The 22302-nt window shown below is 72.5% G+C and carries 23 protein-coding genes; 20 read left to right on the top strand and 3 right to left on the bottom strand.

The window, feature by feature from the left end; all coding sequences use genetic code 11:
* Positions 1–215 precede the first annotated feature (215 nt).
* Positions 216–581, bottom strand: a complete 366-nt coding sequence (locus LTT61_RS15910; RefSeq protein ID WP_233020728.1) for a hypothetical protein — start codon at positions 579–581, stop codon at positions 216–218.
* Between the two features lie 53 nt (positions 582–634).
* Complete coding sequence (locus LTT61_RS15905) at positions 635–1498, bottom strand: hypothetical protein (protein ID WP_233020727.1); 864 nt, start codon at positions 1496–1498, stop codon at positions 635–637.
* A gap of 66 nt (positions 1499–1564) precedes the next feature.
* Here LTT61_RS15905 and LTT61_RS15900 point away from each other — a divergent pair, with 66 nt between their 5' ends.
* The 9 genes from LTT61_RS15900 to LTT61_RS15860 all read left to right on the top strand — a co-directional run bounded on the left by LTT61_RS15900 (position 1565) and on the right by LTT61_RS15860 (position 10924).
* Positions 1565–2593, top strand: a complete 1029-nt coding sequence (locus LTT61_RS15900) for a Ppx/GppA phosphatase family protein (protein ID WP_233020726.1) — start codon at positions 1565–1567, stop codon at positions 2591–2593.
* Positions 2590–5130, top strand: a complete 2541-nt coding sequence (locus tag LTT61_RS15895) for a hypothetical protein (protein ID WP_233021332.1) — start codon at positions 2590–2592, stop codon at positions 5128–5130. The genes LTT61_RS15900 and LTT61_RS15895 overlap by 4 nt, the downstream gene beginning before the upstream one ends.
* 13 nt (positions 5131–5143) lie before the next feature.
* Complete coding sequence (locus LTT61_RS15890; RefSeq protein WP_233020725.1) at positions 5144–6010, top strand: sugar phosphate isomerase/epimerase family protein; 867 nt, start codon at positions 5144–5146, stop codon at positions 6008–6010.
* A gap of 94 nt (positions 6011–6104) precedes the next feature.
* Positions 6105–6992, top strand: a complete 888-nt coding sequence (locus LTT61_RS15885; RefSeq protein ID WP_233020724.1) for a thioesterase family protein — start codon at positions 6105–6107, stop codon at positions 6990–6992.
* A gap of 30 nt (positions 6993–7022) precedes the next feature.
* The gene (gene proC / locus LTT61_RS15880) at positions 7023–7841 is read left to right on the top strand and encodes a pyrroline-5-carboxylate reductase (RefSeq protein ID WP_233020723.1); all 819 of its coding nucleotides are present in this window, start codon (positions 7023–7025) and stop codon (positions 7839–7841) included.
* A gap of 145 nt (positions 7842–7986) precedes the next feature.
* The gene (locus LTT61_RS15875) at positions 7987–8283 is read left to right on the top strand and encodes a helix-turn-helix domain-containing protein (RefSeq protein ID WP_378613804.1); all 297 of its coding nucleotides are present in this window, start codon (positions 7987–7989) and stop codon (positions 8281–8283) included.
* Positions 8284–8442: 159 nt separating this feature from the next.
* A complete protein-coding gene (locus LTT61_RS15870) occupies positions 8443–8544 on the top strand; it encodes a 30S ribosomal protein bS22 (RefSeq protein WP_003402602.1) in 102 nt (33 codons plus the stop codon).
* A gap of 284 nt (positions 8545–8828) precedes the next feature.
* The gene (locus tag LTT61_RS15865; protein WP_233020721.1) at positions 8829–9902 is read left to right on the top strand and encodes an NAD-dependent epimerase/dehydratase family protein; all 1074 of its coding nucleotides are present in this window, start codon (positions 8829–8831) and stop codon (positions 9900–9902) included.
* Entirely contained in the window at positions 9899–10924 is a 1026-nt protein-coding gene (locus tag LTT61_RS15860; RefSeq protein WP_233020720.1) for a lysophospholipid acyltransferase family protein, read from the top strand. Before LTT61_RS15865 ends, LTT61_RS15860 begins: the two co-directional genes overlap by 4 nt.
* Before the next feature lie 198 nt (positions 10925–11122).
* Here LTT61_RS15860 and LTT61_RS15855 read toward each other — a convergent pair whose 3' ends face one another.
* The gene (locus LTT61_RS15855) at positions 11123–12130 is read right to left on the bottom strand and encodes an HAD family hydrolase (protein ID WP_233020719.1); all 1008 of its coding nucleotides are present in this window, start codon (positions 12128–12130) and stop codon (positions 11123–11125) included.
* 133 nt (positions 12131–12263) lie between these two features.
* Between LTT61_RS15855 and LTT61_RS15850 the strand changes: the two genes are divergently transcribed.
* The 11 genes from LTT61_RS15850 (at position 12264) to hemL (ending at position 22242) form a co-directional block, all read left to right on the top strand.
* Positions 12264–12524 carry a glutaredoxin family protein gene (locus LTT61_RS15850; protein WP_233021038.1) on the top strand — a complete coding sequence of 87 codons (261 nt, stop codon included), beginning with the start codon at positions 12264–12266 and terminating at the stop codon, positions 12522–12524.
* Positions 12525–12795: 271 nt separating this feature from the next.
* On the top strand, positions 12796–13662 hold the full coding sequence (locus LTT61_RS15845; RefSeq protein ID WP_233020718.1) for a redox-sensing transcriptional repressor Rex: 867 nt from the start codon (positions 12796–12798) through the stop codon (positions 13660–13662).
* A complete protein-coding gene (locus tag LTT61_RS15840) occupies positions 13659–15056 on the top strand; it encodes a glutamyl-tRNA reductase (RefSeq protein ID WP_233020717.1) in 1398 nt (465 codons plus the stop codon). The genes LTT61_RS15845 and LTT61_RS15840 overlap by 4 nt, the downstream gene beginning before the upstream one ends.
* Positions 15056–16138 (top strand): hydroxymethylbilane synthase, encoded by a 1083-nt coding sequence (hemC, locus tag LTT61_RS15835; RefSeq protein ID WP_233020716.1) that lies wholly within the window; start codon positions 15056–15058, stop codon positions 16136–16138. The genes LTT61_RS15840 and hemC overlap by 1 nt, the downstream gene beginning before the upstream one ends.
* On the top strand, positions 16135–17697 hold the full coding sequence (locus LTT61_RS15830; RefSeq protein ID WP_233020715.1) for a uroporphyrinogen-III synthase: 1563 nt from the start codon (positions 16135–16137) through the stop codon (positions 17695–17697). Before hemC ends, LTT61_RS15830 begins: the two co-directional genes overlap by 4 nt.
* Before the next feature lie 31 nt (positions 17698–17728).
* Positions 17729–18706: a porphobilinogen synthase gene (hemB, locus tag LTT61_RS15825; RefSeq protein WP_233020714.1), complete on the top strand. Its 978-nt coding sequence runs from the start codon at positions 17729–17731 to the stop codon at positions 18704–18706.
* A gap of 5 nt (positions 18707–18711) precedes the next feature.
* A complete protein-coding gene (locus LTT61_RS15820; RefSeq protein WP_233020713.1) occupies positions 18712–19272 on the top strand; it encodes a hypothetical protein in 561 nt (186 codons plus the stop codon).
* A gap of 296 nt (positions 19273–19568) precedes the next feature.
* Positions 19569–20267 carry a hypothetical protein gene (locus LTT61_RS32810; protein WP_332909244.1) on the top strand — a complete coding sequence of 233 codons (699 nt, stop codon included), beginning with the start codon at positions 19569–19571 and terminating at the stop codon, positions 20265–20267.
* A gap of 11 nt (positions 20268–20278) precedes the next feature.
* A complete protein-coding gene (locus LTT61_RS15810) occupies positions 20279–20530 on the top strand; it encodes a hypothetical protein (protein ID WP_233020712.1) in 252 nt (83 codons plus the stop codon).
* Between the two features lie 67 nt (positions 20531–20597).
* On the top strand, positions 20598–20831 hold the full coding sequence (locus LTT61_RS15805; protein WP_233020711.1) for a hypothetical protein: 234 nt from the start codon (positions 20598–20600) through the stop codon (positions 20829–20831).
* Positions 20832–20904: 73 nt separating this feature from the next.
* Positions 20905–22242, top strand: coding sequence for a glutamate-1-semialdehyde 2,1-aminomutase (gene hemL, locus LTT61_RS15800; protein WP_233020710.1), 1338 nt, complete (start codon positions 20905–20907; stop codon positions 22240–22242).
* Positions 22243–22302 lie beyond the last annotated feature (60 nt).

Below are 22302 nucleotides of genomic sequence, written 5' to 3'. Positions count from 1 at the left end.
GCCGGCATCCCCGCAGTCGCCCCCCGGCAACAAAAGGGCGCCCGCACAGAAGTGCGGACACCCGGTCCAGATACGAAGGGGCGAGTCTTACGAGCCCCGTTCGCGGCCGGCTCGCGTTCGAGCACTCGAAGCGCATGCGCCGCAGGCGCGAGTCTCGAGTGCTCGAACGCGAGCCTTCAGGGCCGCGAACCCGCGCGCCGAAGGCGCGCCAAACATCACGGCAGGTAGACCCAGGCGGGGCCGATGGCGGGGAGGTCGATCTTCTGCAGGGTGATCCAGCCGAGGTCGTCTTCCTGCAGGCATTCGTAGAGCGGAACCGTGGTCCCGTTGCCCTTGCACGCGATGGTGTGCGAGGTCCCGTAGGGGCTGACGATGACGTTCTTGCCGTCCCGCGCAGCGCTTGCCGCCGCGGCGGGATCGGTGCCGGTGACGAAGGTGTGGGTGTAGTCGCCGAACTTGGCGGGGTCGACGTCGTCGGCGGAGGCGGGGGCGGCGAGCGCAAGGCAGGCACCCGCTCCGATGGCCGCGGCCGCGACGGCCTTGCTGAAGCGAGCCTTTGTGAACAGGGTGTTTCCGGACATGGGAAACTAGTGAACCCTATCCAGGTGAAGTCCGCATGTCTTGACGGTGACGCCTACTTCTCGGGATCCGGCAAACGCCCCGCGTGCACCGTTGCCGGGTGAATTGCGATCAGCCCGAGTCCTTCGCGCCTGCGGCAGTGCCTGGCCAGCTCCGCGTAGGCCTCGGCGCCGAGCAGCTCGGTCAGCTCGGGGCCGTAGGACTGCCAGACCGGGCGGGCGCCGACGTGCGCGTCGGGGGAGCCGCTGCAGTACCAGTCCAGGTCGAGCCCGCCCGGGCCCCAGCCGCGGCGGTCGTACTCGGTGACCACCGTGCGCAGGATCTGCACCCCGTCCGGCCGGTCGACCCACTCCTGGGTGCGCCGGATCGGCAGTTGCCAGCACACGTCCGGCTTGACCTCGAGCGGCTCGATGCCGCGGCGCAGCGCCATGGTGTGCAGCGCGCAGCCGACGCTGCCGGCGAACCCGGGGCGATTCAGGAAGATGCAGGCGCCCTCGTGGCGCCTGGTGCGCAGTGCGGGCTCGTCATCCAGCTCGTCCTGCTCCAGGTACTTCTTCTTGGTGACCTTGCCGTTCTCGTCCGTCGCCTCCGGCATGAGCTGCCAGTCCTGCGGGGTGAGCAGCTTCACGGCGCGTTGCAAGCGCTTGCGGTCGTCGTCGTCGGCGAGGAAGGCGCCGTGCGAGCAGCAGCCGTCGTCGGGGCGGTCGCCGAGGATGCCCTGGCAGGCGGGGGTGCCGAAGACGCAGGTCCACCGGGATAGTAGCCAGGTGAGATCGGCCACTATCAGATGCTCGTCATTAGCCGGGTCCTGGAACTCGATCCATTCACGCGGGAAGTCCAGCTCGACCTCGGGCGCGGGATCCAGTTTCCGCCCTGATGGGGGCGGGGCCGGTTCGCTCGCGGATGCGCCTGCCGTCACGATGCCAGACGCTAACAGTCCCGCCGAGGCACTCGCAGGCCGGACGGTACCGGTACCCTTTTCGGAGTGCGGCTCGGAGTGCTCGACGTCGGAAGCAACACCGTCCATCTGCTTGTGGTGGACGCGCATCGTGGTGGGCATCCCATGCCCATGAGCTCCACCAAGGCGGCGCTGCGGCTCTCCGAGAACATGGACGACGACGGCTGCATCACCGAGGCGGGCGCCCGCAGGCTGATCGACACCGTCGGCGAGTTCGCCAGCATCGCGGAGACCTCGCGCTGCGTGATGCTGATGCCGTTCGCCACCTCGGCGCTGCGCGAGGCGGGGAACTCCGAAGAGGTGCTCGACCGGGTGCGCGCCGAAACCGGGGTGCACCTCCAGGTGCTCACCGGCGTCGACGAGGCCAGGCTGACCTTCCTCGCGGTGCGCCGCTGGTACGGCTGGAGCGCGGGCCGGATCATCAACCTGGACATCGGCGGCGGCTCGCTGGAGATGTCGACCGGCTCCGACGAGGCGCCGGATGCCGCGATCTCGCTGCAGCTCGGCGCCGGCCGCCTCACCAGGGACTGGCTACGCGAGGATCCGCCGGGCAAGCGCCGGATCGCGGTGCTGCGCGACTGGCTCGACGCCGAACTCGTCGCGCCCGCAAAGCAACTGCTCGAACCCGGCAAATCGGACCTCGCGGTGGGCACCTCGAAGACCTTCCGCTCGCTCGCCCGATTGACCGGAGCGGCACCGTCCGGCGCGGGGCCCCGGGTGCGCCGTACACTCACGAGTTCGGGCCTGCGTCAGCTGATCGCGTTCATCTCCCGGATGACGGCGGCGGACCGGGCGGAATTGGAAGGCGTGAGTTCGGACCGGTCGCAGCAACTGGTGGCCGGCGCGCTGGTCGCGGAGGCGAGTATGCGAGCACTGTCGCTGGATACGCTCGAGATCTGTCCCTGGGCGCTGCGCGAAGGTCTGATCCTGCGCAAACTGGATACTGACATGAATGGCGGACCGGTCGACGCGCTGCTGTCCGGAGGCGAGGTCGTCGAGACCGCGAACTCCGGTGCCGCGGAGTCGGCGGGTCCGATCGAAACGGTGCCGTCATGAGTGAGGACCCCAAACAGCTTTCGGTCGCCGAACTGCTGGCCCGCAACGGCCAGGGTGGTTCGTCGACCGCGTCGAGTGGCAGGCGCAGGCGCGCTGGCCGCGGGATCTCGGTCGCCGATCTGACCGGTGATCAGCCCGCGGTGACGCCCGGCGGTTCGTCGCACGCGGCGCCGGACGCGGAGCCGCCGCCGCCGGAGCCACCGCCGACCGGCGGCTTCGATCTCGCCGCCTACGGGCTGACCCCGTACGGCCAGGACGCCGGAACCCCCTCCGCGCCCGCCCCTTCCGCCTACGGCCCGCCGGAGACCGCCGCGCCGCCCGCCTACCCGCCGCCGGGCCCGGCCTCTGACCTGCCGAGCTACTCGCCGGTCTCCGGCCCCATCGCCTACTACGACCCGCTCGCGGGCGGGCCCGCCGCGCCGGAGCAGGGGCGGCGGCGCCGGGTCAGGGACGAGGACGAGCAGCCGTCGTTCCCGATGCCGGAGACCGGTTCCGGGCGGCGCAGGCGCAGGCGCGCCGACGAGGACGAGCCGGAAGAGGCTGCCCCGCCGCCGAGCGGCATCGGCATCGACACCTCGGAGAGTCCGCGGCTGAGCCGGGCCGAGCGCAGGCGCGCCGCCGAGGCGGCGGAAGCGGCCGAGGCCGATCAGGAATCGGAGTCGGCGCGCGTCGAGAAGGCGATGGCGGCGGAGGCCGCGCGGGCCGCGACGGAGCGGGCGGCCGAGGAGGCTGTCCGCGCGGCGAGGGAGAACGCGCGCGGCGGTGCCCGCGGGGTCGACCCGGCGCCGCATGCCGGGCGGCCGACCGAGGTCACCAGGATCACCCCGTTCGCCGGCGGGCGGCGCGGCCGCGATGCCGACGCGGGGCGCGGTGAATTCGGCAACGGGCAGGCCGATCCCGGCGCCGAGGCCGGTGGTGCCTTCGGGCCGCGCACGGATTTCGGCCGCAGCGGTGGGGACAATCGCAACGGTGAGCGCCCGTTCGGCGCGCCGGGCCGGCTCGGTGCCCCCGACCCGGGGCGCAACGGCGCCAACGGTTTCGGCGGTGCCCCCGATGCCGACCGCAACGGTTTCGGCGGCCCCGACCACGGCCGCAACGGTTTCGGCCCTGCTCCGGCCCCCGGTCGCAACGGCGGCAACGCCTTCGGCGGGCCGAACGGCGCTCCGGAGTCGCGCAACGGCGCCCCGCCCTTCCCCGGCCCGAACGGCCCCGACCTCGGCGCCGCGCCCGGGCGCAACGGCTTCGGCGGCGCTCCCGGCCCGAACGGCCCCCCCGACCCCGGCCGCAGCGGCTTCGGCGGGCCGAACGGCGCGCCGGAGTCCCGCAACGGCGCCCCGGGCTTCAACGGCCCTTCCGGCCCGAACGGTGGCCCGGGCCTGAACGGTGGCCCGGGCCTGAACGGTGGCCCGGGCCTGAACGGTGGCCCGGGCCTGAACGGTGGCCCGGGCCTGAACGGTGGCCCGGGCCTGAACGGTGGCCCGGGCCTGAACGGTGGCCCCGGCCTGAACGGTGGCCCGGGCCTGAACGGTGGCCCGGGCCTGAACGGTGGCCCCGGCCTGAACGGTGGCCCGGGTCCGAACGGTGGGCACGGCCCCAACGGTGGCCCGGGTCCGAACGGTGGGCACGGCCCGAATGGTGGCCCGGATCTCGACTCCCGCAACGGCGTGGGCCCGTACGGCCCCAAACCCCCCGGCCTCGACGAGGAATCCCCCTCCACCGCCGCCTGGTCCCTGCGCGACGACCCCGAATCCGGCCCGGTCCCGCGCACCCCGCCGCCCGCGGGCGGGCTCCCCGCCTGGTCCGCGCGCAGACGGCAGCCCGCACCGCCCGCACCCGGCCCCGAGGTCAAGGGCCAGCCGCAACCGGGCTGGCCCCCGCCGCAGGAGCAGCCGCTGGTCTCCGGCCAGACCGTCGCGGGCGATCTGCTCCGCAACGGCGAGCAGGAGCGGCGCGACTTCGACGACGAGTACGACGACTACGACCCCGAGTTCGAGAACGAGCGGTTCGAGACGGGGGAGTACGACGACTACGAGTCCGGCGAGTACCGCTCCGACTTCGACGACGACTACGAATCCGCCGAGTTCGACGCACCGGGCCGGGGCAAGCGCGGCAAGGGCAAGGGCAAGCGGGGCAAGAAGCCGAAGGCCGCGCTGCTCGGGGGCGTCGCCGCCGGGATCGGCGGCCTGAGCCGCTCGCTCAAGGACAAGCTCCCCAACCGCGGCGAGGGCGCCGAGCAGCAGGCGAGCAGCCGCTCACACCTCTCCGAGCAGGAGCTCAACCGCCGCCAGTGGATGATCCTCGGCGGCCAGAGCGCCGCCGCCGCGGTCGCGGGCATGCTGCTGTTCAAGGGCTTCGAGCGGATGTGGGAGATGCTGCCGTGGGTCGCGCTCGCGCTCGCCATGATCGTCATCCTCGGCCTGGTCGCGCTGGTCCGCGTGCTGCGCCGCACCGACGACATCCTGAGCACCGTGATCGCCGTCGTGGTCGGCACCTTCGTGACGCTCGGCCCGCTGGCATTCCTGCTCAGTACCGCCTGAGGGGTCCGCGGGCATGACGAACATCAAGATCGGCCTCTCGACCGCGTCGGTGTACCCGGAGAACACCGAGTCGGCCTTCCGGTACGCGGCCGAGCTCGGCTACGACGGGGTCGAGCTCATGGTCTGGGCCGAGCCGGCCAGCCAGAGCCCGGCCACCGTGCGCAGCTACGTCCGACGCTACGAAATGCCGGTGCTCGCGGTGCACGCCCCGTGCCTGCTGATCTCGCAGCGGGTCTGGGGCGCCGACCCGGTGGCCAAGCTCGACCGCAGCGTGCGCGCGGCCGAGGAGTTCGGCGCGGAGACCGTCGTCGTGCACCCGCCGTTCCGCTGGCAGCGCCGCTACGCCGACGGCTTCGCGGAGCAGGTGGCCGAGCTGGAGGAGCGGAGCCGGGTGATCGTCGCGGTGGAGAACATGTTCCCGATGCGCGCCGACACCCTGTTCGGCCGCGGCGAGCGCGCGGTGCGGCGGCTGGAGCGGCGCGGCGGCCCCGGGCGCGGGCTGACCGCCTTCAGCCCCTCCTACGACCCCACCGACGTCGGTTTCCGCAACTACACCCTCGACCTCTCGCACACCGCCACCGCGGGCACCGACGCGCTGGCGCTGGCCGAGCGGATGGGCTCCGGCCTGGCGCACCTGCACCTGGCCGACGGCCGCGGCGCGGCCAACGACGAGCACCTGGTGCCCGGCGACGGCACCCAGCCCTGCGCCGAGCTCTGCGATCGCCTGCTGCGCAGTGGTTTCCGCGGGCACGTCGTGGCCGAGATCAATACCCAGACCGCGAAGACCGCGCAGGAGCGGGCGGCCATGCTGCGCCGCACGCTCGCCTTCGCGCGGGCGCACTGCGGCGGCCGGCCGGTGGCGGGCGCCAACCAGAACTGAGGGCGACCGCCCACCATCGGGACGCCTCCTCGGGCGCCTGGTTTACGCTGTACGAACGTCGCGCCGCCCCGGCCGCGGCGGGACAGGAGTGACGATGTCGCAGTCGACCGCCGATCTCGATCGGTCCACCGCCACCGACGCCCCGTTCAGCCGGGTCTGCGCGGTCACCGAGCTCCCCGCCGCGGCGGCGGGCACCGGGCGGTACCTCGGCGAGATCGAGCCGATCTGGACCATCGGCGCGAAGGTGCACGGCGGCACCATGGTCGCGGGCAGCGCCGCCGCGGCCACCCGCTGGCTGCACACCGTCGAGCCGGAGCTCACCGCGATGGCCCCGATCGCCGCCAGCTCCGACTTCCTCGGCGCGCCGGACGCGGGCCAGGTCGAGTACGCCGTGCGCATCCGCAAGGTGGGCAGGCAGATCTGCCTGGTCGACGCGGAGCTGACGCAGGGCGACCGGACCATGGTGCGCACCGCCTTCACCTTCGGCGCGCTGGACGACGCCGAGCCGATCTACGCACCGCAGCACGGCGACATGCCCGCCGAGCCGACGGCCGATGCCATCGGCTACGAGCCGGGCTCGCCGATGGGCAAGATCGTGAACGTGGCCAAGGGCGCCGACGTCTTCATGGACCGCACCTGGGCCCGCTTCCTGGACGGCGACCACGCCGCCGAGCCGCGGCTGCGGCTCTGGATGCGCCCGCGCGCGGGCGACGCGGGCGACCCCGCGGTGGCGGCGTACTTCGCCATGATGGCCGCCGACATGAGCCCGCCGGTGGCGATGAACCGCGGCCACTTCGGCTGGGCCCCCACCGTGCAGATGACCACCTACCTGCGCAGGCGACCGGCGCCCGGCTGGCTGCGGATCATCGCGACGACGCACGAGATCGGCGGCCGGATGTTCGACGAGGACCAGCTGGTCCTGGACAGCACCGGAGCGGTGGTGGCGCAGAGCAGGCAGCTCGCGCTGATCCCGCAGCGGTAGCCCGCGCCGGTAAGGCTAGCCTTGGGGCCCATGACGAGAATCGCGGTGATCGGCGGGGGCCGGATCGGGGAGGCGCTGGTCGCCGGGCTGCTCGAATCCGGGCGGGTGGCGAAGGATCTGGTGGTCGTCGAGACGCACCAGGATCGGGCCGAGCTGATCGCCGAGCGCTTCGGAGTCCGGGTCACCGGCTCGATCGAGGACGCCTCGGTCGGCGCCGACGTGCTGGTGATCGCGGTCAAGCCGGCCGATGTCGACGGGGTGCTCACCGCGCTCGGCAAGGCGATGCTCGGCGGCGACGGTGACCAGGTGGTGGTATCCCTGGCCGCGGGGGTCCCGACCCCGCGGCTGGAGGCCAAGCTGCCCGCCGGTTCGCCGGTGGTCCGGGTCATGCCGAACACCCCCATGCTGGTCGGGCAGGGCATGAGCGCGCTGGCCCCGGGCAGGCACGCCAAGGCCGAGGATCTGGCGCTGGTCACCGGACTGCTCGGCGCGGTCGGCAAGGTGGTGACCGTCGCCGAGGCGCAGATGGACGCCGTCACGGCGGTTTCCGGCTCCGGCCCCGCCTACTTCTTCCTGGTCGTCGAGGCAATGGTGGACGCGGGCGTGAGCCTCGGGCTGACCCGCGATGTCGCGACCACCCTCGTGGTGCAGACCATGCTCGGCGCCGCCGCGCTGCTGGAGGGCGCCGAGCAGAGCGCCGTCGACCTGCGCGCCGCGGTCACCTCACCGGCCGGGACCACCGCCGCAGCCCTTCGCGAACTCGAGCGATCCGGCGTACGCTCGGCATTTCTGGAAGCGCTGCACGCCGCAGCGCGACGCTCGGCGGAACAGGGGTCGTCGGCGGAGTGACCGTGCGGTTCACGCTGGGGAAACCCGATTTCTCACTCCCGTCGCAGCAACACCACTGGTCCCGCTAAGCTTCAAGGAGCACGTGCGTGTCTGTTCCGCCGGTGGGGAAGCCGGCGGCGCGGACGTGCCGGAGGTCGATGGTGCGATGATGTCTGCGAACAAGATGTCTGCGAACAACGGAACCGGCGGGCCGGGCTCGCCGTCGAACCGCGGTGGAACACGACCACCTGGCGGCCCCGTACCGGGGCAATCGGTATTCGCCGGTGGGACGCAATTCCTCACGGTTGCCGAGGTCGCGGAGTTGATGCGGGTCTCCAAGATGACGGTGTACCGCCTGGTGCACTCCGGAGAGCTGCCCGCGGTGCGGGTGGGTCGGTCGTTCCGGGTGCACGCCAAGGCGGTGCACGAATACCTGGAGACCTCCTACTTCGACGCCGGATAGGCGGATTCGGAGTGGCTCCGGTGTCCCGGTAGGATGAACAGTCGGTTCGTGTTCGCCCGCCGGTGGCACCGCTTCGGTGTGTCCGGAGCCCGGCGGGGCGAGCGAAACAGTGTCAGCCGCGCCAAGAGCGCCGAGTAGAGGAAACGCGAGGACGACCCTATGGGTTCAGTGATCAAGAAGCGTCGCAAGCGCATGTCGAAGAAGAAGCACCGGAAGCTGCTTCGCCGCACGCGGGTGCAGCGGCGCAAACTCGGCAAGTAGTACCTCGCGTCGTGCGTGGAGCCCGTCACCGATCGCGGTGGCGGGTTTTTCGTTTTCTTTCCACGCGATATTGTTGCGTGCTCAACACCCGCATCGATCTCCGCCGTAACCGGGTTATTGCGAGCGAACGGTCGGGTTTATCCCTGGGTATCGGCGCGCCATGTATCCGGTGACTGAAGTCATCGTTAGAAGCTGGTTAATACTGTCGGCGCCGCACTTCACAGCCGCTACGCTGGAACGCGGAACATATGCCTGGGGGGCCGATCAGGCGGGATCCGGTGCGAATGGGTTCAGACACGAAGGACGGCCATCAGCCCACGGTGGTGATGGTGACCGGTGCGAGCCGGTTCTTCGGCGGTGACGTCGTCGCCAGGCTCGCCCGCGACCCCGCGATCGAGCGGGTACTCGCGGTTGATTCCGTGATGCCGAGCGCGGAACTGCGCCGTCGCATGGGCCGGGCCGAATTCGTGCGCGCCGATATTCGAAATCCCCTGATTCGCAAGGTGGTCGACGGAAATGCGGTCGACACCCTCATCCATACCGCGGTGCTCACCCATCCGCCCGCCGGCGGTGGCCGCGCGGTGATGAAGGACCTCAATGTGCTCGGCGCGATGCAGTTGTTCGCCGTGTGCCAGAAGGCGCCGACCGTGCGCCGCGTCGCGGTTCGCTCGTCGTCGGCGGTGTACGGCGGCAGCGCCAAGGACCCGGCGAAGTTCACCGAGGAGATGGGCGCCCGCAGGCCGCCGAGCGGCGCCTTCGCCAGGGACATGATCGAGGTCGAGGGCTTCGTCCGCGGGCTGGCCAGGCGCAGGCCGGACATCGCCATCGGCACCCTGCGGCTCGCCCCGATCCTCGGGCCCCGGCTCGCCGCGCGCGGCATCGAATACCTCCGGTCGCCGGTGACGCCGACCGTCTTCGGCCGGGACGCCAGAATGCAGCTGCTGCACGAGGAGGACGCGGTCGCCGCGCTCGTGCACGCCGCGCACACCGTCGCCAGCGGCACCTTCAACGTGGCAGGCGACGGCGCGCTCACGCTCTCCCAGGCCGTGCGCCGGGCAGGCCGGATCCAGGTGCCGGTGCCGTTCTCGGTCTTCCGCACCGCCGGGCGCACGCTGATGGGCCGGGTCATGCGCGAATTCAGCGGCGAACAGCTCGACTACTTCCACTTCGGCTGCGGGCTGGACACCACCCGCATGCGCACCGAGCTCGGCTTCCAGCCGCGCTGGACCACGGTGCAGGCTTTCGACGACTTCATCGGGGGCGCAGCGTTGCGACCCGTCATCGACCCCAGGTGGATCGATGCCGCAGAAAACAAACTGCTCGGCCTTATCGGGGCCGGTACGGGAGCACAGAGATGAACGACGTAGCAAAGGTCATCCGGTTGCCGGAGGCCGCCGTCGACACCAGCCAGCGACCAACCTCGCGGCGCTGGCCGGACAGCGCCGGCCGGACCCCGGCCAGCTCGGTCACCTCGCTCACCGACCGGCTACCAGCGGCCGCGCCGAAGCCGCCGCAGTCGGTCTCCGGGCTGGTCCGCGGGCTGCTCGGCAGGGGGATCAACCGCACCGCCGAGTTCGCCAGGCGCCGGCTCTCCGGCGATTACCAGGTCGACGAGTTCGGCTTCGACGAGCACCTGCTGGAGTCGGTGCTGCTGCCCGCGCTCCGGCCGCTCGCCGAGCACTGGTTCCGGGTGCAGGTCAACGGGATGCAGCACGTGCCCGAGGTGGGCGGGGCGCTGCTGGTCGCCAACCACGCCGGGACCATCCCGATCGACGGGCTGATGCTGCAGCTCGCGGTGCACGATCACCACGCCAAGCAGCGGGCGCTGCGGTTGCTCGCGGCGGATCTGGTCTTCGAGACGCCGGTGCTCGGGACGCTCGCCCGGAAGGCGGGGCATACGCTGGCCTGCCCGCCGGACGCGGAGCGGCTGCTTCGATCCGGTGAGCTCACCGGGGTGTTCCCGGAGGGGTTCAAGGGGGTCGGGAAGGACTACGCCGACCGGTACAAGCTGCAGCGGTTCGGCCGGGGCGGGTTCGTTGCCGCCGCCGTCCGGACCGGGGTGCCGATCATCCCGGTCTCGATCGTGGGGTCGGAGGAGATCTACCCGAAGCTCGCCGACATCAAGCCGCTGGCGCGGCTGCTCGGGTTGCCGTACTTCCCGGTGACGCCGACGTTCCCGCACCTCGGGCTGCTGGGGGCGGTGCCGCTGCCGAGCAAGTGGTACATCGAGTTCGGGGAGCCGATCACCACCACGCAGTACTCGCCGGAGGCGGCCGACGACCCGATGCTCATGTTCGAGGTCACCGACCAGGTGCGCGAGACCATCCAGCAGACGCTCTACAAGCAGCTGGCGAAGCGGCGCAACCCCGTACTCGGCTGAATTGGATTGTCGCGCCTTCGGCGCGACGGGTTCGCCGCCCTGGGGAGTCCCGCTGTTCAGCGCTCGAGACTCGCGCCTTCGGCGCATGCGCTTCGAGCGCTGAACAGCGGGACGGGCGGCGAACGGGGCTCGTAAGACTCGCCCCGTGCGGGGCTGGGGAGGGGCGGGGGTGTTGCGCGCGGTAACCCGGGTCAGTTGTTAGTTGTTTTTGCGGTGGGTGACCGCTGCGGCTACTGCGCCGCCGGCTGCGCCCAGCGCCAGGGCGGTGGGGACGCCGATTTTGGCGGCCTTGCGGCCGGTGCGGAAGTCGCGGATCTCCCAGCCTCGGTTGCGGGCCACCTCGCGGAGGTCGGAGTCGGGGTTGATGGCTACCGAGGTTCCTACCAGCGAGAGCATGGGGACGTCGTTGTGGCTGTCGGAGTACGCCGTGCAGCGCTTCAGGTTCAGGCCCTCGCGGATGGCGAGCGCGCGGACGGCGTGTGCTTTGCCGAGGCCGTGCAGCACGTCGCCAACCAGGCGGCCGGTGAATTTGCCGTCGACGCTCTCGGCGACGGTGCCGAGGGCGCCGGTCAGGCCGAGGCGCTTGGCGATCACCTGGGCCAGCTCGACCGGGGTGGCGGTGACCAGCCAGACCTGCTGGCCCGCGTCGAGATGCATCTGGGCGAGGGCGCGGGTGCCCGGCCAGATCTTGTCGGCGATGATCTCGTCGTAGATCTCCTCGCCGAGCATGGCGAGTTCGGCGGTGGGGCGGCCCGCGATGAAGGCGAGCGCCTTCTCCCTCCCGGTCGCCATGTCGACGCTGTTCTCCTTGCCGGTGACCCGGAACTTGACCTGCTTCCAGGCCACGTCCATCAGGTCCGAGGTCTTGAAGTACTTGCGCGCGGCGAGGCCGCGGGCGAAGTGCACGATGGAGGCGCCCTGCACCATGGTGTTGTCGACGTCGAAGAAGGCGGCCGCGGTCAGGTCGCGGGGGACCTCCGGCGTGCCGATGTCGATTCCCTCGGCCAGCTCGGACTCGTGCAGGGTGAGCGCGGCGTCGGCGCTCGCCTCGCCTGCCAGGTTCGCCCTGACCTCCTCCTCGCTCGGCCCGAACGGGCTGCGCGAGATGCGCGCGATCTGATCCTGCAGCCCCTGGCCGATCGACCCCACGTTCCAGCGCACCGGGAACTCGCCGAACCGGCCCGCGATGAAGCCGCCCCTAGCCATCCTCGATCGTTCCGGCACCGACTACCTCCGCCCGTTCGCGCGAACCACATCCCACACTAACCGGCGGAGCCGCCGGATTCCCGCGACCCGGTCCGCCGGATCGGCCGTGCCGCGCAGTGTTTTGATGATGACCATGAGCGGACCCTCTCGTTCGGTGACTTTGCTGACACGTACCGGCTGCGGGCTGTGTGCTACAGCACTCGAACAACTGCGCGCGATCTGTGCCGACTACGGGCTGACCCCGGAAACCGTCGATGTCGACGAGGCGGCGGCCACCGACCCGGAACTGCGCGCGGAGTACGGAGATCGCCTGCCTGTGGTGCTGCTCGACGGCCGCGAGCACTCCTACTTCGACGTCGACGAGCCGCGCTTGCGCGCCGATCTCGGCCGCTGACTCCGGGCCGGTTCGCCCGGGTTTCGCTCGCCGGCGGTTTGCCGGGGCAAAATGAGGCCCGGTTCACCGACTTTGTGCAGGCGTTCACAAGCGGTTACGGTGGTGGCAGCACCCCGCACGCCGAGCCGCGCTGCCGCGCGCCGAAGCCCCGGGCGCACCCCGCCACCATCTCGAGTCGACCCGCCTCCCGACCGCGCAGCACCGGGAGCCGCAGCCCCCGGGTCGAGCGACGCAAGCCGGACCGCCGGGCCGGAACGAGGAGCCGACGAACGTGACAGAGCAGCACGAGACGCCCGGTGGCGTCTCCGGTGGGGCTCTGCGCGGGCCCGACGGCTCCAGACCGGGCGACGGCAGGAAAGACATTCCGCAGGCGACGGTCGCCCGGCTGGCGACCTATCTCCGCGTTCTCGCCGGGATCGCCGACGAGGGTGTTGCCATCGTATCGAGTGAGGAACTGGCTGTCGCGGCGGGTGTCAATTCCGCGAAGCTGCGCAAGGATCTCTCCTTCCTCGGCCCGAACGGCGTCCGCGGCGTCGGCTACGACGTGGTCAAGCTGCGCGCCAGGATCGAGGATGTGCTCGGGCTCGCACAGGGCCACCGGGTGGTCCTGGTCGGGGCGGGCAACCTCGGCCGCGCCCTGGTCGGTTACGGCGGGTTCCGCCGCCGCGGCTTCAGCGTGGTCGGGATCTTCGACAGCGACCCGCGGCTGGTCGGCGCCGAGGTCGCCGGGCTCGCCGTCGCCGACGTCGCGCAGCTTACCGACCAGGTCGGCGCGCTTGCCCCGACCATCGCGGTGATCGCGGTGCCGGACGCCGCGGCCCAGCAGGTCTGCGATCGGCTGGTCGCGGCCGGGCTGCGCTCCATCCTCAGCTTCGCGCCCTGCGAGCTGCACGCCCCGGCGGCGGTGCAGATCCGCCGGGTCGACCTCGCGGTCGAGCTGCAGATGCTCTCCTTCGAGACGGCCCGCGACGCGCCGCCGCCCGAGGTCGCGCACGCCGTCTCCGGACGGATCGCGCGCCGGGCGCCCGGTGTCCGCGGTGGCGGAGCCGCCAATCGGGTCAGCGGCCGCAGTAGTCGATCGAATTCATCCCATTCGGCAACGGAGCCAAGCAGCAAGGGATCGGTGGTAACACCATGAGCGTTCTTCTCGTCGGTATCTCGCACCGCAGTGCGCCGGTGGCGGTCCTGGAGAAGGTGGCCGTCACCGACACCGACCGGCCCAAGCTGGTCGACCGGCTGCTCGCCTCCAGCCACGTCGCCGAGGCGATGATCCTCTCCACCTGCAACCGGATCGAGGTCTACGCGGTCGTCGACGCCTTCCACGGCGGCCTCGCCGAGGTCGGCGAGCTGCTGACCAGGCACTCCGGGCTGCCGATGACCGAGCTCACCAAGCACGCCTACGTGCGCTACAGCGAGGCCGCCGCCGAGCACCTCTTCGCGGTGGCCAGCGGGCTGGACTCGATGGTGGTCGGCGAGCAGCAGGTGCTCGGCCAGATCCGCGGCGCCTACGCCTCCGCCGATTCCCAGCAGGCCGTCGGCCGGACCCTGCACGAGCTGGCCCAGCACGCGCTCCGGGTCGGCAAGCGGGTGCACTCGGAGACCGGCATCGACCGGGCGGGCGCCTCGGTGGTCTCGGTCGCGCTCGACCGCGCGCAGGAGATCGTCGGCACGCTGGCCGCCCGCACCGCGGTCGTGGTCGGCGCCGGCGCCATGGGCGGCCTCGCGGTCGCGCACCTGGCGCGCGCCGGGATCGAGCGGATCGTCGTGGTGAACCGGACGCTCGGCCGGGCGAAGCGGCTCGCCGAGATCGCCGGCGGCTACGGCGTCGAGGCCGAAGGGCTGGAGTTCTCCCGGCTGCCGGAGGCGATGGCCACGGCGGATGTCGTGGTCACCTGCACCGGGGCCGTCGGCGCGGTGGTGACGCTGGCCGATGTGCACCGCGCGCTGGCCGGGCGGGAATCCGCCGAGCGGCCGCTGGTCTTCTGCGACCTCGGGCTGCCGCGCGATGTCGAGCACGCCGTCGCCGGGCTGCCCGGCGTCTCGGTGATCGACATCGAGACGCTGCAGCGCGACCCGGCCGCGGGCGCTGCCGCCGACGACACCACCGCCGCGCGCGGCATCGTCGCCGCCGAGCTGGCCAAGTACCTGGCCGGGCAGCGGATGGCCGAGGTGACGCCGACCGTCGCGGCGCTGCGGCAGCGCGCCGCCGAGGTGGTCGAGGCCGAGCTGCTGCGGCTGGACTCGCGGCTGCCCGGGCTGGCGAACCCGGAGCGCGACGAGGTCGCGCGCACGGTGCGCCGGGTGGTGGACAAGCTGCTGCACGCGCCGACGGTGCGGGTCAAGCAGCTGGCGTCGACGCCGGGCGGCGACAGCTACGCCGAGGCGCTGCGCGAATTGTTCGAACTCAAACCGGGAGCGGCCCAGGCCGTCGCGGCACCCATGGAGGTGACCGCGCTCGGCGGGGAGGTTCCCGCCGGTCTCGCCGACGACTTCACCGCGGGTCACCGCGGCGACGAACAGGGGCTTTCCTGATGACCATGGTGCACGAAGAGGGCGATGTGAGCGGTGTCGGCGCCCGCGCGCCGTGGCGCATCGGGACGAGGGGAAGCCTGCTCGCGCTGACCCAGGCGGGCACGGTGCGGGACGCGCTGGTCGCGGCCGGGCAGCCGGCCGAGCTGGTGGTGGTCAAGACCGCCGGTGACCTCTCCCAGGCGCCGGTGCAGGAGATCGGGGTCGGGGTCTTCACCACCGCGCTGCGCGACGAGCTCGCCAAGGGCAGCGTCGATATCGCGGTGCACTCCTATAAGGACCTGCCGACCGCGCAGGACCCGCGCTTCGTGATCGCCGCGGTGCCGCCGCGCGCCGACCCGAGGGACGCGCTGGTCGCGCGGGACGGCCTCGTGCTCGGCGAGCTGCCCGCAGGCTCCCGCATCGGAACATCCGCGCCGCGCCGGGCGGCCCAGCTGCTCGCGCTCGGGCTCGGGCTGGAGATCGTGCCGCTGCGCGGCAACCTGGACTCCCGGCTGCGCAGGGTCGCCGACGGCGAGCTGGACGCGGTCGTCGTCGCCAGGGCCGGGCTGGTCCGGATCGAGCGGACCGACGCCGTCACCGAGGCGCTGGAGCCGGTGCAGATGCTGCCCGCGCCCGCGCAGGGCGCGCTCGCGGTCGAGTGCCGGGTCGAGGACACGGAGCTGATCGAGATCCTGCGCGGCCTCGACGACGCCGCCTCGCACGCCGCGGTCGTCGCCGAGCGCGGCCTGCTCGCCGAGCTGGAGGCGGGCTGCACCGCGCCGGTCGGCGCACTGGCCGAGGTCGTCGAGTCGCTCGACGACGACGGCCGCATCGTCGATGAGCTCTCGCTGCGCGGGTGCGCCGCCGCGATCGACGGCTCGGACGTGGTCCGCGCCTCGATCGTCGGCGCGCCGGAGCGGGCGGAGGAGCTCGGCAGAGCGCTCGCCAGGGAACTGCTCGACCTCGGCGCACGCGAACTGCTCGGGGCCGCCGCAGCGGCGCGCCCGGAGATCGCCGCGGGGGACGGCGACCCCACCCCGCGGACGGCGCCGCCGTCCGCCGCTGACGTCACCCACCCCAGTCCGATGGAGAACACCCGATGAGCCGATCCCATAAGAAGCAACCCGGGCGCATCCTGTTCGTCGGTTCCGGCCCCGGTGACCCGGCGCTGCTCACCGTGCGCGCCAGGGAGGTCATCGGCCGGGCCACGCTCGCCTTCACCGACCCCGATGTGGACCGGGGCGTGCTCGCGCTCATCGGCTCCGCGGTGGCCGACGGCGAGGACGGCGAGCGCGCGGTCGACGTGCGGCCCGCGCTCGGCGAGCCCGCCGAGGTCGCCAAGACGCTGATCGCCGAGGCCAAGGCAGGCAGCGACGTGGTCCGCGTGGTCGCCGGCGACCCGCTGACCACTGACTCGGTGATCGCCGAGGTCACCGCCGTCACCCGCTCGCACGTCGCCTTCGAGGTGCTGCCCGGGCTGCCGAACGGCTCCGCCGTGCCCAGCTACGCCGGCATCGCGCTCGGCTCCGGGCACACCGAGGCCGACGTGCGCGGCGAGGTCGACTGGGCTGCGCTGGCCGCGGCGCCCGGCCCGCTGGTGCTGCACGCCACCTCCGGGCACCTGGCCGAGACCGCGAGCGCGCTGGTCGAGCACGGCATGGCCCCGCAGACCCCGGTCGCGGTGACCGTGCGCGGCACCACCAGGCAGCAGCGCACCATCGAGGCCACGCTGGCCACGCTGAACAGCGCCGCCTCCGAGCTGGTCGGCCCGCTGGTGCTGACCATCGGCAAGGTGGTCTCCAGCCGCGGCAAGATGTCCTGGTGGGAGTCGCGCGCGCTGTACGGCTGGACCGTGCTCGTGCCGCGCACCAAGGACCAGGCCGCCGAGATGAGCGAGCGGCTGGTCACGCACGGCGCCATCCCGGCCGAGGTGCCGACCATCGCGGTGGAGCCGCCGCGCAGCCCGGCGCAGATGGAGCGCGCGGTCAAGGGGCTGGTCGACGGCCGCTACCAGTGGGTGGTCTTCACCTCGACCAACGCGGTGCGCGCGGTCTGGGAGAAGTTCGCCGAGTTCGGGCTGGACGCGCGCGCCTTCTCCGGCGTCAAGATCGCCTGCGTCGGCGAGGCCACCGCGGACCGGGTGCGCGCCTTCGGCATCAACCCGGAGCTGGTGCCGAGCGGGGAGCAGTCCTCCGAGGGGCTGCTCGCCGACTTCCCGCCCTACGACGACGTCTTCGACCCGGTGAACCGGGTGCTGCTGCCGCGCGCCGACATCGCCACCGAGACGCTCGCCGAGGGGCTGCGCGACCGCGGCTGGGAGATCGACGACGTCACCGCCTACCGCACCGTGCGGGCATCCCCGCCGCCGGCGGAGACCCGCGAGATGATCAAGACCGGCGGCTTCGACGCGGTGCTCTTCACCTCGTCCTCCACCGTGCGGAACCTGGTCGGCATCGCGGGCAAGCCGCACGCCCGCACCATCGTCGCCTGCATCGGCCCGAAGACGGCCGAGACCGCGGTGGAGTTCGGGCTGCGGGTGGATGTGCAGCCCGAGGTGGCGCAGGTCGGCGCGCTGGTCGAGGCGCTGGCCGAGCACGCCGCCCGGCTGCGCGCCGAGGGGCTGCTCCCGCCGCCGCGCAAGAAGAGCCGCCGCAGCCGGTAGCGGCTCCCGCCGCAGGCGTAAGGTGCGAAACATGACCGGAATCGACCGCCCGCGGCGGTTGCGCCGCACCCCGGCCCTGCGCCGCCTCGTCGCCGAAACCACCCTGGAGCCACGGCATCTGGTGCTGCCGATGTTCGTCGCCGACGGGCTGACCGAGGCGAAGGAGATCAGCTCCATGCCCGGCGTGCACCAGCACTCGCTGGACTCGCTGCGCAAGGCGGCGGCGGAGGCGGTCGAGGCCGGGGTCGGTGGGCTCATGCTCTTCGGCGTGCCGCTGGCCGAGGACAAGGACGCGGTCGGCAGCAAGGCGAGCGATCCGGACGGCATTCTCAACCGCGGGCTGCGGGCGCTCGCCACCGAGGTCGGCGACGCCACCGTGATCATGGCCGACACCTGCCTGGACGAATTCACCGACCACGGCCACTGCGGCGTCGTCGCGGCCGACGGCAGCGTGGACAACGACGCGACGGTCGAGCGCTACGTCGAGATGGCGCTGGCCCAGGCCGCGGCCGGGGCCGATCTGCTCGGCACCAGCGGCATGATGGACGGGCAGGTCGGGGCGATCCGGGACGGGCTGGATGCCGCCGGGCACCTGTACACCGCGATCCTCGCCTACGCCGCCAAGTACGCATCGGCCTTCTACGGGCCGTTCCGCGAGGCCGTCGCCTCCTCGCTGCAGGGCGACCGGCGCACCTACCAGCAGGATCCGGCGAACCGGCGGGAGTCGCTGTGCGAGCTGGAGCTGGACCTCGCCGAGGGCGCCGACATCGTGATGGTCAAGCCTGCCATGTCCTACCTCGACATCCTGCGCGACGTCGCGGATCGCTCCACGGTGCCGGTCGCGGCCTATCAGATCTCCGGCGAGTACGCGATGATCACCGCCGCCGCCGAGCGCGGCTGGATCGACCGGCGCGGCTCGATCCTGGAGTCGCTGACCGGGATCCGGCGGGCGGGCGCCGACATCGTGCTCACCTACTGGGCGACCGAAGCGTCGCACTGGCTGCGATAGCGCCGATGAACGATTCCCGGACCCCGTCTCAGCAGGCGCCGCCGCCCTACGGGCCGTACCCGCCGCCGGTTCGGCCGGAGCCCGCCCCGAAGCCGACCGATATCGGCACCGCGCAGCAACTGTGGCTGGCGGTCATCGGTTTCGGGCTGATCCAGGTGCTCGCCTCGGTGATCGCCGGCGTGCAGCAGCGCGGCTCGCTGGCCGAGCAGATGCGCGGTGACCTGGAGCGGGCCGGGCAGCCCGCCACCGAGGCCATGTCCGAGCTGATGGTGACGCTCGGCCTCGCGCTCGCCGTGCTGATCGGCATCGCGGCGGCCGGGCTCGGCGTGCTCTTCGCGCACCTGCTCGGCAAGGGGAGGCTGTGGGCGCGCACCGTGCTCACCGTCGCGGGGGTCTGGCTGGTGCTCATGGCGGCAGGGACGCTCTTCGCGCTGGACGGTGTCTCAGGCGCCGCGGCGCTCGCGGCCGGCGCGGCCACCCTGGTGCAGGGCGTACTGGCAGCCGGTGCCATATTTCTGGCGTACCGCCCGGACTCCACCGCCTACTTCCTGGTGAATCGCCGGTGAACCCGGTGCGAACCGGGTGCTGAGTTTGTCTCGGACACGCCTGCATGTATCGTGAGGGCTGTCACAGTGGACGTGAAGACCGTGAGTCGCCCGGACGAGGGGTGCTCACCAGCGGAGTTACCCCCGCGGTGAGATTCGGCCGACCGGCTCCGGGAGATCGGAGGCAACGATGCGCGTGGTCATCCAACAGCCGCAGAGCATTCGTCGGGACCTGCTCGTGCTGAGTCTGCTGATCCTGTTCGGCGTGCTGACGGTCGCCGTGCTGTTGCTCCCAGGTCTGACCCGCTGATCCGATAGTGCTCTTCGCCGAACCGGGTGCGCGCTGGCGCAGCGTCGCCTACGGACCCGTTCTCTGCGCGATCCTGCTCGTCGTCGAACTCGCGACCGGCGCTCGGCCGCACTGGTTCGCGCTGATCTTCTGCGCGGTCGCCATCGGCGGCTTCGTCGCGCTGCAGGTGGTCGCCGGACAGCGGCACGTGAGCGTCGAGCTCACCCCCGAGCAGCTGCGCCAGGGCACCGAGCTCCTGCCGCTGCGCGACATCGCCGCGGTGCTGCCCGAGCGCGACGACGACAACTGGGACGATCTGGACTGGGAGTCCGCCCGCGCGCTCGGCGAGCTGCACGGGGTGCCGCGCAGGCGCACCGGCGTCGGGCTGAAGCTGCGCAACGGCGCGCTGGTCCAGGGCTGGGCCCGCAACCACCGCGGTCTGCGCGCCGCGCTCGAGGCGGCGGTGGCCGACGCGGCTGCGCTGGCCGACACGGCGGCGCTGGCCGACGGGGCGGCGGGCACGCCGCCGGGCGAACCGGTGAAGCCGAGCGGGGTGGCGAATCCGGTGGATGCCGCTGGCACGGCCGACCCGGAGGGTTCCGGGATCGCGTCGGCGGCGGGTGCGCCCGCGCGGCTCGGAAAGTCGGGGGAGCCCGCTGCGCGCGGTGCCGCCGCACCGGGTACCGTGCCCGCTGACGACGACCGGGAGGACGGGGCGCAGCGGTGAGGTACGGGATCGTGCGGGCGGCACTGGGGGCGGTTCTCGCGCTCGCCGCCGTGCTCACGGGTGTCCTGGCCTGGCGCAACGGCATCCGCACCACCGAGTTCGCGCCGTCCGGCGACGTCCCGGCCTTCGAGGCCACCCGGTACGCGGGCCCCTGGATCGTCCTCGCCGCCACCCTGCTCACGGTGGCCGGGCTGCTGCTGGTCGACGTCGTCGCGCAACTCGCGACGGCCCGGAATGCGAGCGCTGCGCACCGCGAACAGTAGTGTGTCCGTGGCGATTCCGGTCTGTCTGCCGGGTCGCGGATTCTGCTCTACCAGCGAGAGGTTTTCTGTGAAGCGGTTCGTGGTGCGGTTCGGGATGGCGACGATGGCGGTCGCCGCGGTCGGGTTCGGCGCGGGGCAGGCGGTCGCCGCGCCGGGGCTGCCGCTGGAGCCCGCGGCCGCGCAGCCGGCCGGGCCGGTGCAGGCCGGGTTCGTGCCGGAGTCGGGTTCGGCGGGGCCGTACAACCACGCGATGTGCCTCCTGCACACGGTCTCCCCGCAGTTCCCCTGCATGTACAGCTGACGATCTGCGGTGTGGATCACTCCACTACACCCTGTCGTCGAAGCCGCGCGCGGCGGCTGACACACTGGAGTTCGTGAGTTCTTCTCCGCGCGCGGCCGAGGGTTCGGTCCCGGTTTCCGCCCAGCTCTTCGACCGGGCCGCCGGGATCATCCCCGGTGGTGTCAATTCGCCGGTCCGGGCCTTCCACTCGGTGGGCGGAACGCCGCGGTTCATCGCCTCGGCGCGGGGCTGCACGCTCACCGACGCGGACGGCAACGACTACGTGGACCTGGTCTGCTCGTGGGGTCCGATGATCCTCGGCCACGCGCACCCGGCCGTGGTCGACGCGGTGCGCACGGCGGCGGGCGGCGGCCTCTCCTTCGGCGCGCCGACCGAGGCCGAGATCGAGCTGGCCGAGGCCATCGCCGAGCGGGTCGAGCCGGTGCGGCGGGTGCGGCTGGTGAACTCGGGCACCGAGGCCACCATGAGCGCGGTCCGGCTGGCCCGCGGCTTCACCGGCCGCACCAAGATCATCAAATTCGCCGGCTGCTACCACGGCCACGTGGACGCGCTGCTGGCCGAGGCGGGCTCGGGGGTCGCGACCCTCGGGCTCCCCACCTCGCCCGGCGTCACCGGCGCGCAGGCGAGCGACACCATCGTGCTGCCCTACAACGACCTGGACGCCGTCGCCGCCGCCTTCGCCGCGAACCAGGGCGAGATCGCCTGCGTGATCACCGAGGCGGCCGCGGGCAACATGGGCGCGGTGGCCCCGGCCGACGGCTTCAACGCCGGGCTGCGGCGGCTCACCGAGGCCGACGGCGCGCTGCTGATCATGGACGAGGTCATGACCGGGTTCCGGGTGAGCCGGTCCGGGTGGTACGGCCGCGAGGGGGTCGCGGGCGATCTCTACACCTTCGGCAAGGTCATGAGCGGCGGGCTGCCCGCCGCGGCGTTCGGCGGCCGGGCCGACGTCATGGAGCGGCTCGCGCCGCTCGGGCCGGTCTACCAGGCGGGCACGCTCTCCGGGAACCCGGTCGCCGTCGCGGCCGGGCTGGCCACCCTGCGCGCCGCCGACGACGCCGTCTACGCGGCGCTCGACCGCAATGCCGAGCGGCTCGGCGGGCTGCTCACCGACGCGCTGAGCGCGGCGGGGGTCGAGCACCGTGTCCAGTTCGCGGGCAATATGGTGAGCGTGTTCTTCGCCGACCGCCCGGTCACCGACTACACCTCCGCCAAGGCCAGTGCGACCTGGCGCTACCCGGCCTTCTTCCACGCCCTGTTGAGCGCCGGGGTGTACCCGCCGCCGAGTGCGTTCGAGGCCTGGTTCGTGTCGGCGGCGCTCGACGAGGACGCATTCGCCCGCATCGCCGCCGCTCTGCCCGCCGCCGCTCGCGCGGCGGCCGCAGCCACCCCCGAAGGAACCCGCGCGTGAGCTCCGATCAGCCCACCCCCTCCGACGTCCCCGCCGAGCCCGCCGCCGACCGCCCCGCGG

It is taken from the genome of Nocardia asteroides (genome assembly GCF_021183625.1).
Taxonomy (GTDB): domain Bacteria; phylum Actinomycetota; class Actinomycetes; order Mycobacteriales; family Mycobacteriaceae; genus Nocardia; species Nocardia asteroides_A.
Note: the sequence above shows the minus strand (reverse complement) of the source record. Positions and strands in the feature narration are given on the sequence as shown.

Excerpts from the sequence above, each read along its gene's own strand:
- LTT61_RS15910 (WP_233020728.1), bottom strand. The coding sequence starts at position 581 with ATGTCCGGAAACACCCTGTTCACAAAGGCTCGCTTCAGCAAGGCCGTC.
- LTT61_RS15895 (WP_233021332.1), top strand. The coding sequence starts at position 2,590 with ATGAGTGAGGACCCCAAACAGCTTTCGGTCGCCGAACTGCTGGCCCGC.
- LTT61_RS15890 (WP_233020725.1), top strand. The coding sequence starts at position 5,144 with ATGACGAACATCAAGATCGGCCTCTCGACCGCGTCGGTGTACCCGGAG.
- LTT61_RS15885 (WP_233020724.1), top strand. The coding sequence starts at position 6,105 with ATGTCGCAGTCGACCGCCGATCTCGATCGGTCCACCGCCACCGACGCC.
- proC (WP_233020723.1), top strand. The coding sequence starts at position 7,023 with ATGACGAGAATCGCGGTGATCGGCGGGGGCCGGATCGGGGAGGCGCTG.
- LTT61_RS15875 (WP_378613804.1), top strand. The coding sequence starts at position 7,987 with ATGATGTCTGCGAACAAGATGTCTGCGAACAACGGAACCGGCGGGCCG.
- LTT61_RS15870 (WP_003402602.1), top strand. The coding sequence starts at position 8,443 with ATGGGTTCAGTGATCAAGAAGCGTCGCAAGCGCATGTCGAAGAAGAAG.
- LTT61_RS15865 (WP_233020721.1), top strand. The coding sequence starts at position 8,829 with ATGGGTTCAGACACGAAGGACGGCCATCAGCCCACGGTGGTGATGGTG.
- LTT61_RS15860 (WP_233020720.1), top strand. The coding sequence starts at position 9,899 with ATGAACGACGTAGCAAAGGTCATCCGGTTGCCGGAGGCCGCCGTCGAC.
- LTT61_RS15855 (WP_233020719.1), bottom strand. The coding sequence starts at position 12,130 with ATGGCTAGGGGCGGCTTCATCGCGGGCCGGTTCGGCGAGTTCCCGGTG.
- LTT61_RS15850 (WP_233021038.1), top strand. The coding sequence starts at position 12,264 with ATGAGCGGACCCTCTCGTTCGGTGACTTTGCTGACACGTACCGGCTGC.
- LTT61_RS15840 (WP_233020717.1), top strand. The coding sequence starts at position 13,659 with ATGAGCGTTCTTCTCGTCGGTATCTCGCACCGCAGTGCGCCGGTGGCG.
- hemC (WP_233020716.1), top strand. The coding sequence starts at position 15,056 with ATGACCATGGTGCACGAAGAGGGCGATGTGAGCGGTGTCGGCGCCCGC.
- LTT61_RS15830 (WP_233020715.1), top strand. The coding sequence starts at position 16,135 with ATGAGCCGATCCCATAAGAAGCAACCCGGGCGCATCCTGTTCGTCGGT.
- hemB (WP_233020714.1), top strand. The coding sequence starts at position 17,729 with ATGACCGGAATCGACCGCCCGCGGCGGTTGCGCCGCACCCCGGCCCTG.
- LTT61_RS15820 (WP_233020713.1), top strand. The coding sequence starts at position 18,712 with ATGAACGATTCCCGGACCCCGTCTCAGCAGGCGCCGCCGCCCTACGGG.